The sequence below is a fragment of the Polaribacter sp. R2A056_3_33 genome (assembly GCF_019278485.1).
GTDB lineage: Bacteria > Bacteroidota > Bacteroidia > Flavobacteriales > Flavobacteriaceae > Polaribacter.
In genome coordinates, this window is the sequence record NZ_CP058984.1 from 2,111,597 (window position 1) to 2,126,644 (window position 15,048).

At 30.4% G+C, this 15,048-nt stretch carries 11 protein-coding genes and 1 pseudogene; 7 read left to right on the top strand and 5 right to left on the bottom strand.

The window, feature by feature from the left end; all coding sequences use genetic code 11:
- Positions 1-71: 71 nt before the first annotated feature.
- The gene (locus H0I29_RS08810) at positions 72-2,201 is read right to left on the bottom strand and encodes a carboxy terminal-processing peptidase (protein ID WP_218732421.1); all 2,130 of its coding nucleotides are present in this window, start codon (positions 2,199-2,201) and stop codon (positions 72-74) included.
- Between the two features lie 332 nt (positions 2,202-2,533).
- On the opposite strand from H0I29_RS08810, the gene surE reads away from it, so the two are divergent.
- The 6 genes from surE (at position 2,534) to H0I29_RS08840 (ending at position 7,697) form a co-directional block, all read left to right on the top strand.
- Complete coding sequence (gene surE, locus H0I29_RS08815; RefSeq protein WP_218733759.1) at positions 2,534-3,304, top strand: 5'/3'-nucleotidase SurE; 771 nt, start codon at positions 2,534-2,536, stop codon at positions 3,302-3,304.
- Positions 3,292-3,579 (top strand): hypothetical protein, encoded by a 288-nt coding sequence (locus tag H0I29_RS08820; RefSeq protein ID WP_165733801.1) that lies wholly within the window; start codon positions 3,292-3,294, stop codon positions 3,577-3,579. The genes surE and H0I29_RS08820 overlap by 13 nt, the downstream gene beginning before the upstream one ends.
- A 78-nt stretch (positions 3,580-3,657) precedes the next feature.
- Entirely contained in the window at positions 3,658-4,779 is a 1,122-nt protein-coding gene (gene lpxB / locus H0I29_RS08825; protein WP_218755130.1) for a lipid-A-disaccharide synthase, read from the top strand.
- Positions 4,780-4,790: 11 nt separating this feature from the next.
- Positions 4,791-5,126, top strand: a complete 336-nt coding sequence (locus tag H0I29_RS08830) for a n-acetylglutamate synthase (protein ID WP_218732424.1) — start codon at positions 4,791-4,793, stop codon at positions 5,124-5,126.
- Between the two features lie 34 nt (positions 5,127-5,160).
- Positions 5,161-5,643 carry a C40 family peptidase gene (locus H0I29_RS08835; protein WP_218755131.1) on the top strand — a complete coding sequence of 161 codons (483 nt, stop codon included), beginning with the start codon at positions 5,161-5,163 and terminating at the stop codon, positions 5,641-5,643.
- A 155-nt stretch (positions 5,644-5,798) separates the two neighbouring features.
- On the top strand, positions 5,799-7,697 hold the full coding sequence (locus H0I29_RS08840) for a ComEC/Rec2 family competence protein (RefSeq protein ID WP_254712734.1): 1,899 nt from the start codon (positions 5,799-5,801) through the stop codon (positions 7,695-7,697).
- Between the two features lie 34 nt (positions 7,698-7,731).
- On the opposite strand, the gene H0I29_RS08845 is transcribed toward H0I29_RS08840, so the two are convergent.
- The 4 genes from H0I29_RS08845 to H0I29_RS08860 form a co-directional block, all read right to left on the bottom strand.
- On the bottom strand, positions 7,732-8,253 hold the full coding sequence (locus H0I29_RS08845; protein WP_218755133.1) for a DUF255 domain-containing protein: 522 nt from the start codon (positions 8,251-8,253) through the stop codon (positions 7,732-7,734).
- 86 nt (positions 8,254-8,339) lie between these two features.
- Positions 8,340-9,908, bottom strand: a complete 1,569-nt coding sequence (locus tag H0I29_RS08850) for a peptide MFS transporter (RefSeq protein ID WP_218732428.1) — start codon at positions 9,906-9,908, stop codon at positions 8,340-8,342.
- Positions 9,909-9,979: 71 nt separating this feature from the next.
- Positions 9,980-11,404 (bottom strand): peptide MFS transporter, encoded by a 1,425-nt coding sequence (locus H0I29_RS08855; protein WP_218755134.1) that lies wholly within the window; start codon positions 11,402-11,404, stop codon positions 9,980-9,982.
- An 11-nt stretch (positions 11,405-11,415) separates the two neighbouring features.
- Positions 11,416-13,617 carry a S9 family peptidase gene (locus H0I29_RS08860; protein ID WP_218755135.1) on the bottom strand — a complete coding sequence of 734 codons (2,202 nt, stop codon included), beginning with the start codon at positions 13,615-13,617 and terminating at the stop codon, positions 11,416-11,418.
- Between the two features lie 144 nt (positions 13,618-13,761).
- On the opposite strand from H0I29_RS08860, the pseudogene H0I29_RS08865 reads away from it, so the two are divergent.
- Positions 13,762-15,030, top strand: a pseudogene (locus H0I29_RS08865) (hydroxymethylglutaryl-CoA reductase, degradative); the annotation flags it as partial.
- Positions 15,031-15,048: the final 18 nt, after the last annotated feature.

Sequence of the window (15,048 nt, forward strand, 5' to 3'; positions counted from 1 at the left end):
CTTTTTTGAAACAAAAAACCTGATAACATTAGACAATATTATCAGGCTTGTTGTTATTTAATATTTGGTAATTATTGTTTTACTATTTCGTTTTTGGTATTCATTTTTAACTCACTTAAAACGTTTATAGCTTCAAAAACATAGACATCTTTCGATAAATTTTTATGCCATGCCAATCGTTTGTCAGCTAGTGCTGTATCCTTTTTAATTAATGAAAGTTCGTAAGTTGGAGAGTTAAACGTTAAATCTGATTTATAATCAAAAACAGATTTAAATTTTTCTGCATCTTTTTCATTGGCTACATTTACTTCTTCAAATTGTTTATAGTTTAAAGAGTAAGAATTATCGTCTTGCTTCTTTTTTAACCATTTAGCATATTCGTTTATCAACTTAAATTTAGAATCTGTAGCAATTCTTTGTTTACTGTTATTAACAACATCATTAAAATTTTGGTACGAATTTGTTTGCACATAATCTGCTTGTTTTACTTTGTCCCAAACCAATGCGCCATCCAAATCTCTTTCGCCAAATTTCATATAACTATATCTGTCTGGCATTGCAATGTCTGAATACACTCCTTCAATTTGAGTAGAACCACCATTAACTCTATAGAATTTTTGAATAGTCATTTTTAGAGCTCCTAAGTCTTTATCGTATTTTGTAAATTGATTAATAGGTAAAACACTTTGCACGGTTCCTTTACCATAGGTTTGGTTACCGCCCATAATTACTGCTCTTTTATAATCTTGCATTGCTGCAGCAAAAATTTCTGAAGCTGAGGCAGAAAACTCATTTACAAGAACAACTACTGCTCCTTCCCATTGAATTTTTGGATCAATATCTTTTTTAATAATTGGATCTTCACCTCTATATTTTACTTGTACAATTGGACCTTCATTAATAAACAATCCACTAATTTCAATGGCTGTTTTTAGAGAACCACCTCCATTATTTCTTAGATCTACAATTAAGCCAGTAACACCTTCACTTTTTAAGCGTTCTATTTCTTGCTCCATATCTTTTGCAGAATCTCTATAACTTTCCTCATTAAAATCGATATAAAACTTAGGTAAATCTATAATTCCGAATTTTTTACCATCTTTTTCTACAATACTAGATTTTACAAAAGTTTCTTCTAGTTCTACAACGTCTCTAGTAATAGAAATTACTTTGTTGGTACCGTCTAATTTTTTCTTAACGGTTAATTTAACTTCTGTACCTTTTTTTCCTTTGATAAATTTTATAGCATCATCTAAACGCATCCCAACAATATCTAATGGCTCTTCATCTCCTTGAGCAACTTCTAGAATAATATCACCAGGTTCTAAGCTACCTTCTTTCCATGCAGGACCTCCAGAAACCAATTCAAAAATTTCGGTATAAATTCCCTTTTTTACTAAACGCGCTCCAATTCCTTCTAGTTTACCAGACATGTCTTGGTCAAAACGTTCTTTTATACTTGGCGCCATATAGGTTGTGTGAGGGTCAAAAGCACCCACAACACTGTTTAGAAAAGTAGAAAACCAATCTTCATGTTCTAGCTCTTCAATTCTAACATATAAATCGTCCATATTTTTAAGAACTTCTGCACGTGCCTCTTTTTCAAGTTCATCAAAACTTTTTGTTTTGTGATTTTTGTTTTTTAGTACGTCCGCTTTTTGTTTGTCTAACTTATCTTGAATTCTAATAAGAGTACTTAATTTTAATTGCTTACGCCAGTAGTCTATCAGCTCGTTTTCATTTTTAGCGAAAGGAACTTTTTCATAATCTACATCAATGGTTTCCGTTTTGTTAAAGTTAAAAGGTTGTTTTAACAAATCACCATAATATGATTTTGCATTTTTAATTTTACTAGTAAATCGTTCATAAACCAAATTATAGAAAGAGACATCTTCTTTTAAAAGTTGATTGTCGATTTCATATTTGAATTTAGAAAAATCTTTCATATCCTTTTGAGTAAAATACCTTTTGCTTGGGTCTAAACCATCAATGAATTCGGTATACACATATTCAGAAAAATCATCATTCATGTCTTTTACAACAAAATGACTTCTGGTAAGTATATTTCTAAGAATGTAAACTAAAATTTTATCTTTTTCAGGGTCTGAATTGGTATCCGTATTAGCGGCTTGAGTTTGCAAGCTAGTTGCAAATAGAAGTATTGCTAATAAAAATGTGGTGATTTTATATTTTGTCTTCATATTTAGGTATGTCGTTTTTTTAATTCTAAAATTACTAGTTGTGCTTTGCTAAACTACTAAAATAATGCCAAAATTATTTAGGAACTACTAGTCTTATTCGTTTTTGTGAATGGATTAAACACTATTTCTTCTTTTAGTTCAATTTTTAAATATCAAAATAGCTTTCGTTTCTACAATATTACGTAAAAAAGAGAAATTGTATTCTTTACAAAATGTTAAAAAGGAATCGTATAAAATCAATTATATTTGCTTAAAATAATTTAGAATTTAAAGTTCAATTTTTTAATTGAAAACTACCTTTAATTCTAAATTTTGAACTTTAAACAATGATGATGCAAAACAAACCATTAATTTTAATTACGAATGATGATGGAATTACAGCTCCTGGTTTAAGAGCTTTAATTAGAATAATGAATAAAATTGGTGAAGTTGTTGTGGTGGCTCCTGATAGTCCGCAAAGCGGAATGGGGCATGCAATTACGGTTGATAATGTTTTAACTTGTAATGCCATAACGATAGATGATGGTCCGCAATTAGAATACACTTGTTCTGGTACGCCTGCAGATTGTGTAAAAATGGCAGTGAACGAAATTTTAAATAGAAAACCAGACTTATGTGTTTCAGGAATTAATCATGGTTCTAATGCATCTATTAGTGTTATTTATTCTGGTACTATGAGTGCAGCTATTGAAGCAGGTATAGAAGGAATCCCTGCTATTGGTTTTTCTTTATTAGATTTTAAATGGCATGCAGATTTTAAACAATCTGAAGAATATATAAAAAAGATTACTTTAAATGCGTTGCTAAACGGAATTCCAGAAGGCGTTGTCTTAAACGTAAATATTCCGAAGTTAAAAAAGGAAGAAATAAAAGGGATTAAAATTTGTAGACAAGCTAATGGAGTTTGGAAAGAGATTTTTGATAAACGAAAAAACCCTATGGGAAAAGAATATTACTGGCTTTCTGGTGAGTTTATTAATAAAGATAAAGGTCAAGATACAGATCTTTATGCATTAGAAAGTGGCTATATTTCTGTAGTACCTGTACAATTCGATATGACTGCACATCACATGATTCAAAAATTAAACGCTTGGGAACTGTAAAAAAACATATTTTAATAGGCGTATTGGTTTCCTTATTTGCCACTTTTGGAGGTATATTTTTATATTTAGAATATATTTCGAAATTTGGTTTTTACGAAACCATCGATTTAATTAAAGAAGGAGAATTGTATGGTAAAGTATTGTCTTTAGCTGCAATTCCTAATTTATTTGTGTTCTTTATTTTTATCAAAAAGAAACAAGACAACAAAGCAAAAGGAGTTTTATTGGCAACTATTTTAATTGCACTAACTACTTTAGTTTTAAAGTTTTTCTAACAGAAATAATGTCTCCTCGAGCGCAGTCGAGAGGTTTAATTAGGTCTCGACTGCGCTCGACCAAACAAGTAAAAACTTATGAAATATTACATAATTGCTGGTGAAGCTTCAGGAGATTTACATGGCTCTAACCTAATGAAAGCATTGTATAAAGAAGATGCAAATGCAGACATTCGGTTTTGGGGTGGAGATCTAATGCAAAATGTTGGCGGAACTTTGGTTAGTCATTATAAAGAAAGAGCTTTTATGGGCTTTTTTGAAGTTATAATGAATCTTTCTAAAGTATTGGGTTTTATTAAAATTTGCAAAAAAGATATTGCCCAATTTAAGCCAGATGTACTTATTTTAATCGATAACTCTGGGTTTAATTTACGTGTTGCTAAATGGGCAAAAGAGCAAGGTTTTAAAACCAATTATTATATTTCTCCACAAGTTTGGGCAAGTAGAGCAAGTAGAGTAAAAGATATTAAAAGAGATATCGATAAAATGTTTGTAATCCTTCCTTTCGAAAAAGAATTTTATGAAAAATACGACTATAATGTAACTTTTGTTGGGCATCCTTTAATTGACGGAATTGCAGGTAGAAAACAAGTAAAAGAAGCTGCTTTTAGAAAAGAATATAACTTAACAGACAAGCCTATTATTGCTTTGTTACCCGGAAGTAGAAAGCAAGAAATAACCAAAATGCTCTCTGTAATGTTGTCTTTAATTGATGATTTTTCTGAGTATCAGTTTGTAATTGGTGGGGCTCCAAGTCAAGATTTTAGTTTTTATCAAAGTATTATTGGTGATCGTAAAGTTTCTTTTATCAACAATAAAACGTACGATTTATTAAGTATTTCTTATGCAGCAATTGTTGGGTCTGGCACTGCAACTTTAGAAACCGCTTTGTTTAAAGTGCCGCAAGTGGTTTGTTATAAAGGCGGAACAATCTCTTATCAGATTGCAAAAAGAATAATCACTTTAAAATTTATTTCTTTGGTAAATTTAATTATGGATAGAGAAGTGGTAAAAGAATTAATTCAGAATGATTTTAATAAGCAGAATTTAAAAATTGAATTGACCAAGATTTTAGATGATACCTATCGAGAAAAATTGTTTTTAGAATACTTTGAATTAGAAAAGAAATTGGGAGGTAAAGGTGCTTCAGAAAAAGTAGCGAAACAAATTGTAAGTGATTTAAGAAAAGGAGATAACTAATTCTAAATTGTATGAACTATAATAATAAAAAGTTTAGAGTTGTTCAAAATGCTGATAATGGTGAAACTTCAAAAGAAACCATTTTTACATACAAGCAAAAAGGTACTATTTTAACGTCTGAATATAAAGGCGGACAAATAGTTAAAGGTCATTTAATCGGTCTTGTAGATGAGCATGGGAATATAGAAATGCGTTATCATCAAGTAAATCTTAAAGGGGAATTAATGACAGGTATTTGTTATTCTAAACCTGAAATAGAGGTTAACGGAAAAATTACTCTTTATGAAAATTGGACGTGGACTTCTGGTGATAAAACAAGTGGAATGTCCGTTTTAGAAGAAGTTTAATGAAGGTACAAATGATACGTAAAAGAATATTAATATGAAGAAATGGAGTTTTTTAATAGTTGTATTTTCTTTATTATTAAGTTCTTGTTCATCCACTAAAACGGTTGTTAAAAATACACCAAAACCAATTACTAAAGCAGATAAAATAGTAGCAAATGCCTTAGAATATACAGGTGTTCGTTACAAATTTGGAGGAACTACCAATAGAGGGATGGATTGCTCTGGAGTGGTATATGTTGCCTTTGGAAACGAAAACGTACAATTGCCAAGAATCTCTAGAGATATGGCAAAAAGAGGTGATAAAATTGCTTTAAGTAAAGTTAAAAAAGGTGATTTATTGTTCTTTAAAACAAGTAAAAACAGACGAGGAAATATCAATCATGTTGGCTTGGTGGTTTCCCATTTAAAAGGACAAATTAAGTTTGTACACGCCACTACTTCTAGAGGTGTAATTGTTTCTGCACTATCAGAAAAATATTGGAAAAATGCCTTCGTAAAAGCAATAACAATCTTGTAATTAATAGTTAACGTTTTTTTTAGTAACTTTAACTTGCTATGAAAAGGTTGTACAATTACATACCCTTGCACTTTGTTGTGCTTGTAATTATTGGAATTTGTTTCCAGTTTTTCACTCAATTTTGGACTTTTAGTTTTCTTAGGACCACTATTTTTTTGGTAGGTTTATCTGTTTTATTTTTTCTGATAAAACATAAGGTTTTAAGAACATGTACTGCTTTTATTTTATTCTTTTGTATCGGTGTTTCGACTGTTTATGTAAGTGATGACAAGAATTATGATTCATATTATCAGTATCATTTTAAAGACAATTCTAAGGTTGTTTTACAGATTCATAAAATATTAAAACCTGGTAATTATTACCAAAAATATGAGGCTACTATTATTAATGTTGATGATCTGAAAACTACAGGAACAATACTTCTAAATGTAAAGAATGATAGTAGTGTAAATTCGTTACAAATTGATGATCAGTTATTCTTAAAACCTACTTTAAAAGAGTTAATTCCGCCTTTAAATCCGCATCAATTTAACTATAAGTCTTATTTAGCAAAACAAGGTATTCATCATCAATTATTTGTGGATACAAATCAGTTTTTAAAGCTTCGTACTCAGTCAACCACTTTATTTGGTTTGTCGGCGAAATTTAGAAATCAAATTCAGGAAGCATTACAGAAATACCATTTTAAGAAAAATGAATTAGCGATTATTAATGCACTTTTGTTGGGGCAACGACAAGATATTTCTAAAGAATTGATTGTAGATTATCAAAGAGCAGGAGCAATCCATATTTTGGCAGTTTCTGGTTTACACATTGGTGTTATTCTATTGATTTTATCTTTCATTTTTAAACCTGTTGAAAGAATTAAGTACGGAAAGTTTATAAAAACACTTATTATTGTTTCTTTACTTTGGATGTTCGCATTTATCGCAGGTCTTTCTGCGTCAGTAGTTAGAGCGGTTACCATGTTTACTTTTTTAGCTATTGGGTTGTCTTTTCAAAGAAAAAAGGTAGTAGAGTTTTCCTTTATTTCTTCCATGCTTTTTTTACTATTAATAAAACCTATGTTTCTTTTTGATGTTGGTTTTCAACTCAGTTATTTAGCAGTTTTTGGTATTCTTTGGACACATCCTAAATTGTATGCAATATGGAAACCTAAGTTTAAATTTGTCGATTTTTTCTGGCAATTGTTTACCGTTTCAATAGCAGCCCAAATAGGAATATTGCCTTTAAGTATTTATTATTTTCAACAATTTCCAGGGTTATTTTTGGCCTCAAACTTAGTTGTAATTCCTTTTTTAGGGGCAATTTTAATCGGAGGGATTTTAGTCATTATTACATCACTTTTAAATATTCTACCTCAGGTTTTGGCAAATATCTATGGAATGATTATTTCTTGGATGAATGGTTTTGTAAGTTGGGTTTCTCTTCAAGAAGAATTCTTATTTAAAGAAATTTTAATTTCATTTGTTACGATGTTGTTTTGGTATGTATTCTTGTTTTTAGGAGTTTCATTCTTAATCAAAAAATCATCTAAAAATTTGATTTACTTTTTAGTTTCAATAGTACTTTTACAAACTGTTTTTCTATTTGAAACGAAAGAAAATAAATCGAAAGAAGAATTGATTGTGTTTCATAAAAGTAGATTTTCTGTGATTGGAAAGAGAGTAGGAAAACAACTCTTTTTGCAACACGACATAGATAGTGTGAGGTTTAAAAATGAAAATAGTATTAAAACGTACCGAGTTTCAGAAGGTATTGATAAGGTTAAGGAATTCAATTTTAAGAACTTTCTTCAATTTTCTAAAAAGGATATTTTACTGATTGATAGTTTGGGGATTTATACGATTTCTGGAATGAGGGAACCAATTGTAGTTTTGCAATATTCGCCAAAAATAAATTTATCAAGATTGATAAAAACAATAAAACCATCACAAATTATTGCTGATGGTTCTAATTATAAGAGTAGTGTAAATCGTTGGGAAGAGACTTGTTTAAAACATCAAATCCCATTTCATTATACAGGTCAAAATGGAGCGTTTATCATTGATTAAAATAAACGTGTAGGTGTTTATGTCTATAATAGTATTATTTTAAACTGCTTTTAAAATCGGTATTAAAGTCTTCCCATTTTTTAGTTTTGTATACTTCTTCAGAAAAATAGACTAATATTTTTTCCATAATTTCTTTGTCTAAATAACCAGGGATTTTATCTAATAACTGTACATCTTCCGACAAAAAGAGGGTAGTTGGATACGATAATTTTCCATCCATTAAAGAAGCTGCTAATTGGTGATAGCCACGTCTACCTTCTTTTTGAAATTTAAATGTATGATCATTAAAAACAATGTCTTTTTTACCTTCTCCGTCTAGTTTAACAGCGTAAAAGTTTTTATTTATATAATCACCAATGGTTTTGTTAGAGTAAGTGTTTAAATCCATTTTTTTACAATAGCCACACCAATCTGTATATATATCAACTAAAATAGGTTTAGGATTTGCTTTGTTTAATTCGATAGCTTCTTCAAAATCAAGCCATTTAATATTTTCTTGTCCATTTGTATTTATACAAAATAGGCAAACAGCAATAAGTAATATCAGTTTTTTCATAATTATTGAGTCGTAATATTTATGTCTAATTTACAAAAAAAAAGAGCCTTTAAAAAAGCTCTTTTTTTCATTTATTTTGATGAAGTTTATTTTACTCCGTGCATTAGTTTTTTTAATAAAGGCGTTAAGCTCATAATTAAAAGACCTGCAATGATAGGTACAAAAGTGAAAATTAAAAAGAAGGTACTCATAGAGTATTTCGTTGTTATTTCATCAATCATTCCTCCCATCAAACCAGCTAATTTATTTCCCATACCAACAGCTATATACCATAGACCAAACATCATAGCAATCATTTTTCCTGGTACTAGTTTAGAAACGTAAGACAAGCCTACAGGAGATAAACTTAATTCACCTAAAGTGTGAAGTAAATAGGCTAAAATAAGCCAAATAACACTTACTGATGCTGTTTGTGCACCTTGAGGTATACTTGCAGAACCATAGGCCAAAACTAAGAACCCTAGTCCTAATAATATTAATCCGACACCAAATTTTACGGTTGCAGGTGGATTGAATTTACTTTCCCATATTTTAGAAAATAATGGCGCAAATGTTATAATAAAGAATGAATTTAAGATACCAAACCAAGAAGCAGGTATTTCCGTAGAAACTTCACTAAACTGGTTTTTTAACATGATGATTACTATGATCCAAATTATTGCAAAACTGATTCCTAAGAAAAGATTAGATAATGCATATTTTTTAAAAGTAATTTTAAATAAACTAATTAAAACATAGGTAATAATCATTAAAGGAACAACAGTAAGTAGTGTATTTGCGATTCTAAAAATATTTGCAGCGCTACCTTCTAATACTCTATTGGTATAATCTTTAGCAAAAATAGTCATAGAACCACCGGCTTGCTCAAATGCAGCCCAAAAGAAAATAGTAAAGAATGCTAAAATACCAACAACAATATATCTGTCTCTCTGTACATTGCTTGGTACATCGTCATAACTCTTTTCATCTTTACTAGCAACTGCATCAGATAAATCAACAATTTTACTTGGCTTTGTACCAACATTACCAAAAATGCTTTGAGCGAAATAGAATTGTAACATTCCGAAAAACATAAAAATACCAGCTAAACCAAAACCAAAATGCCAACCATAAGTTTCACCTACATAACCACAAAGCATAATACCTAAAAAAGCACCAGCATTTACACCCATATAAAAAATAGTAAATGCACCATCCTTTTTTTCTTGAGCGTTTTTATAAACACCATTAATAATTGAAGTAATATTAGGTTTAAAGAAACCATTTCCTGCAATTAGTAAACCAATACCTACATATAATGCCCAAGGAGTATCGAATGCCATCGCTGCGTGTCCAAGTGTCATTAATAAAGCACCTATAACAACTGCATTTCTGTATCCTAAAAATCTATCGGCTAAAATACCTCCAATAATAGGAGTAAAGTAAACTAACATTGTGTATGTACCGTATAAACTTAAAGCATCTTCACGACTCCAAGCCCAACCGCCATCAGTTAATGATGATATTAAAAAAATAACTAATAATGCACGCATTCCATAATATGAAAAACGCTCCCACATTTCTGTGAAAAATAAAATAAATAAACCTGCTGGGTGTCCTAGCAATAATTTATTGTTCATTTCTGAACCTTCAAATCTGTATTTGGCTGTATTCATGTAAAATAAAATTATATAAGTATAACAAACCTCATTAAGATATCATTTATGAGGTTTATTATTTTGTTTCATTAATTATCAGCTAGTTCGAAACCTTCTGTTTCTTCATTTTTAATTGCTTGCCTATCTTCAGCTCCATGTGTTAGCCTCTTTAGAGGTTTTAGAATTGCAATTAATAATAAACCAAAAATAGTACATGTTATTGCGATTCCTGTAAATACTTCAAAATCTCCAGCATCTTCAGAAAGTCCACCAATAAAACCTGCGACTTTATTACCTAAACCAGTTGCAGCAAAATATGCTCCCATCATTAGAGAAGCGTATTTTAACGGTGCTAACTTAGTGATAAAAGACAATGCAACCGGAGAAGCACAAAGCTCACCAATAGTATGAAAAAGGTATGCTAATATTAACCAAATCATTGCAGATTTTTCTGCTACTTCATCTCCATTCATAACTACTTCAGAAGCAGCTTTACTCATAAAGAAAAAACCAAAAGCCATAATAATTACACCTATCGCCATCTTAAATAAAGAAGAAGATTCTCTTCCTTTCTTTTTCCAATTATACCAAAACCCACCAACTGCAGTACCTAAAACAATAATAAAAAAGGCATTAACAGATTGAAAAACAGCTGCAGGAATTTCATTTCCAATTAAAGGTAAAGAGAAAGATAAAATTCTATTTGTTTTTTGTTCTGTATATAAACTCATTAACCCACCGGCTTGTTCAAAAGCACCCCAAAAAACAATAATAATTAAGAAAGATAAGAACATTACTAACATTCTATCTTTTTCAATTTTTGTTAAAGGTTTTTTTAGTAATTCTTTATCAGGTGAATCTGCATTACCGATAAAATTTCCAACACTACCTAAATATTTTAAGCCATACATATATACAATTTGTCCTAGTGCCATACCGATACCTGCTAAACCAAAACCATAATGCCAGCCATATTTAGCGGCTACTGCACCAACTAAAATAGCTCCTAAGAAAGCTCCTAAGTTAATTCCTATATAGAAAACATAAAAACCTTTATCTCTTCTTTCATCTCCTTGTTTGTACAAACCACCAACCATTGTAGAGATGTTTGGTTTTAAAAAACCTACACCAATAACAATAAAAAGAAGTCCTGTAAAGAATGCCCATTGTGCTTCTACTGCTAAAATTCCATGACCAATACATAGTAAAATTCCTCCCAGCATTACTGCTTTTTTCTGTCCTATAAATTTATCTGCAATCCAGCCTCCAGGAATGGAAGTTAAATACACAAACATGGTATATGTTCCGTAAAAAGATAAAGTTTCTCCATTAGACCAACCAAAACCAGATTGAGGATCTCCTATAATAATTGGAGCAGCAAGATATAAGGTTAAAATTGCACGCATTCCATAATATGAAAAACGTTCCCACATTTCAACAAAAAATAATACGTACAATCCTACAGGATGCTCAAATAATTCTTTTTCGTGTGGTTCTTTTATTAAATTACTCATAGTTTATCCTTTTATTTAGTTGATTCTGTATTTAAATTTTCGTCGATAAAGTTAGTCATTTTTGTGAACAAATTTAAACGAGTATTTCTTCCTTTATAAATTCCGTGTGCTCGGTCTGGTACAATAAACATATCAAATTGTTTATTAGCTTCAATTAAAGAATTTATCATTCTGTAAGAGTTTTGTACATGTACATTATCATCACCAGTTCCGTGAACTAATAAGTAGTTTCCTTTTAATTTATTTGCATAATTAAATGGCGAATTATCATCATAACCACTTGCGTTTTCTTGCGGAGTTTGCATATAACGTTCTGTATAAACAGAATCGTAAAAACGCCAAGAAGTAACCGGAGCTACTGCTATTGCTGTGGTAAAAATATCATTTCCTTTTAAAATACAATTGGTGCTCATAAAACCACCATAAGACCATCCCCAAATACCAACATTATTATTGTCTATATAAGAACGTTCTACTAATTTTTTTGCTGCTGCTATTTGATCTTCAACTTCATATTTACCCAATTCTTTTTGAGTTACTTTTTTAAAATTGGCACCTTTAAAACCAGTACCACGTCCATCAACACAAACTACAATCATTCCCTTTTGGGCTAACATATTGTGCCAATAATCATTGCTACCGTTCCAAGTATTTCCAACTTGTTGAGAACCTGGTCCAGAATATTGAAACATTAAAAGTGGATATTTCTTGTTTTCATCAAAATCTAAAGGCTTAATCATCCACATGTTTAAGTCGTTTCCGTTAATGTTGATTGTAGAAAACTCTTTAGGACTCATTTTATATGCCGATAATCTTTCTTTTAAAGCATCATTATTTTTGATCACCTTTAACATTTGTCCTTTAGCAGTGTATAAAGAATAAATAGGTGGTGTTTCTGCTGATGAATATGTGTTGATAAAGAAGTTTAAGTTTTTACTGAATGACGCAGTATTTTGTCCGCTTTCATTACTTAATAACTGTTTCTTTTTTCCTTTTATGTTGATAGAATACACACCTCTATTGATAGATCCGTTTTCTACAGATTGATAATAGATGGTTTTCTTTTTTTCGTTAAAACCGTAGTAGTTGGTTACTTCCCAATCTCCTTTTGTAATTTGATTGATTAATTTACCATTAAAATCATAATGATAAATATGGTTGTAACCATCCTTTTCGCTTGTCCAAATAAAACTGTTATCAGCTAAAAAAGTAAGATTGTCTGTAATATCTACATACGCTTTATCAGTTTCATTTAATAATAAAGAAGCAGTAGCATTTTGAGAATTAACTTTGTGTAGGTTTAAGTTATTTTGATGACGGTTTAAAGTCGTTGCAACTAAAATATCTGAATCATTAGACCATTTAATTCTAGGAATATATTCATAATCTCCTAAAGAAATTGTTTCTGTATTTTTAGATGAAAGCGTATACATGTGTAAAGTAACATCTGCATTTTTTTCACCTGCTTTAGGATACTTAAAAACTTGTTGTGTTGGGTATAATTCTGTACCAACAACATCCATAGAAAAAGTAGGAACGTTGGTTTCATCAAAACGTAAAAAAGCTAAATGAGTTCCTGTTTTATTCCATTCAAAAGCTCTTACAAAAGCAAATTCTTCTTCATAGACCCAGTCTGTAATTCCGTTGATGATTTCATTTATTTTACCATCCATTGTTACCTGAGTAATTTGGTTTGAAGCTACATTTTTAATAAAAATGTTATTGTCCTTAGCATACGCTACATTTTTATTGTCCGGAGAAAAAACGGGTTCTTGAATTGCCTCACCAATCAACGTCAATTCTTTAGAAGCAATATCATAGGCATAATAGGTTCCTTTTTTAGAATGACGATAAATTTGTTGGAAGTTGGTTCCTAAAATCAGTTTGGTTTCATCATTATTAAAACTATAAGAAGAGAAACTATTTAAACCTTTTAAATCGGCACTATTTACAATTGTTTCAACTTTTTCTAAAGTTTTGTAACTGTATTTATCCACAGTAACCGATCTAGATGATCTATTAAAATCTAAAACAGCATAATAATCGCCATTCATAGAATTTAAAGAATTCATTCTATCTGCAGAAAATGTTCCGTTCCAGATTTCTTCTAATGTTATGTTTTTTTTGTTTGATGTTTTACTTGCATTTACTTGTGCAAATGTTATACAGTTAATTAATAGTAAAATAACTGTAAGGGAGACTCCTTTTCTCATTGTAGACCTTGTATTTGATAAAAGTTTGCCAAGTTTACGCAAAAATCCATAAAAAATATCTTAAAAATCCATAAATGTTGATTATCTATTAATGTTTTAACAGTTTGACTTATCTTTGTTGTTGATAGTTTTATACCCAAATTAATGAGCAAACTTATTTCTGGTTTTTCTAAGTTAACGAAAGATGAAAAAATTACGTGGTTAACAGAGAATTATTTCCACAATCATTCCCATACAAAAGATATAATTAAACAATATTGGAATGATGATGCTGAATTGCAACAACTTCATGATGACTTTATTGAGAATACAATTTCTAACTTTTACATGCCTTTTGGTATTGCACCAAATTTTGTAATTAATGATAGAACTTATGTAATTCCTATGGTGGTAGAAGAAAGTTCTGTAGTAGCAGCTGCTTCTTTAGTTGGTAAATTTTGGAGTACAAGAGGAGGTTTTAAAACCAAGGTAATTGGTACAACAAAAATTGGGCAAGTCCATTTTATGTATGCTGGAGATAAAACCAATCTTGAAGACTATTTTAATAAAAATAAAACAGAATTATTTGCTGCAACGGCTTCCATCACTAAAAATATGGAAAAACGTGGTGGTGGAATTTTAGATATAAAATTAGTTGATAAAACTGATAAATTAGAAAACTATTATCAACTGCACGCAACCTTTGAAACGAAAGATTCAATGGGTGCAAATTTTATAAACTCATGTTTAGAAGCAATTGCTAAAAAGTTTGAAAAAGACGATATAGAAATTGTAATGAGCATACTTTCTAACTACGTTCCAGAATGTTTGGTTAGGGCAGAAGTGAGTTGTAAGATAGAAGAATTAGGAGGTGAGAATCCTCAGAGATTTGCAGAGAAATTTTACCAAGCAGTAAAAATTGCAGAAATAGAACCTTATAGAGCGGTAACGCATAATAAAGGAATTATGAATGGAATTGATGCTGTTGTTTTAGCTACTGGTAACGATTTTAGAGCAGTAGAAGCTGGTGCGCACGCGTACGCTTCTAAATCCGGACAATACTCTAGCTTGTCTCATTGTACTATTGATGATGGAATTTTTAAATTCTGGATTGATATTCCGTTGGCTTTAGGAACCGTTGGTGGCTTAACAGGTTTACATCCTCTAGCAAAGTTATCTTTAGAAATGTTGCAAAAACCATCTGCAAGAACTTTAATGCAAATTATGGCAGCAGCAGGTTTGGCTCAAAATTTTGCAGCTTTAAGAGCTTTAACGACTATGGGAATTCAGCATGGACACATGAAAATGCATTTACAGAATATCTTAAATCAGTTTAATGCTACCGAAGAAGAAAAAGAAATAGTTACAGCTTTTTTTGATAAAAAGACAGTGACACATTCTGCAGTTGTAGAAAAAATAGATGCTTTAAGAAAACCTTCTATCAATTGGATT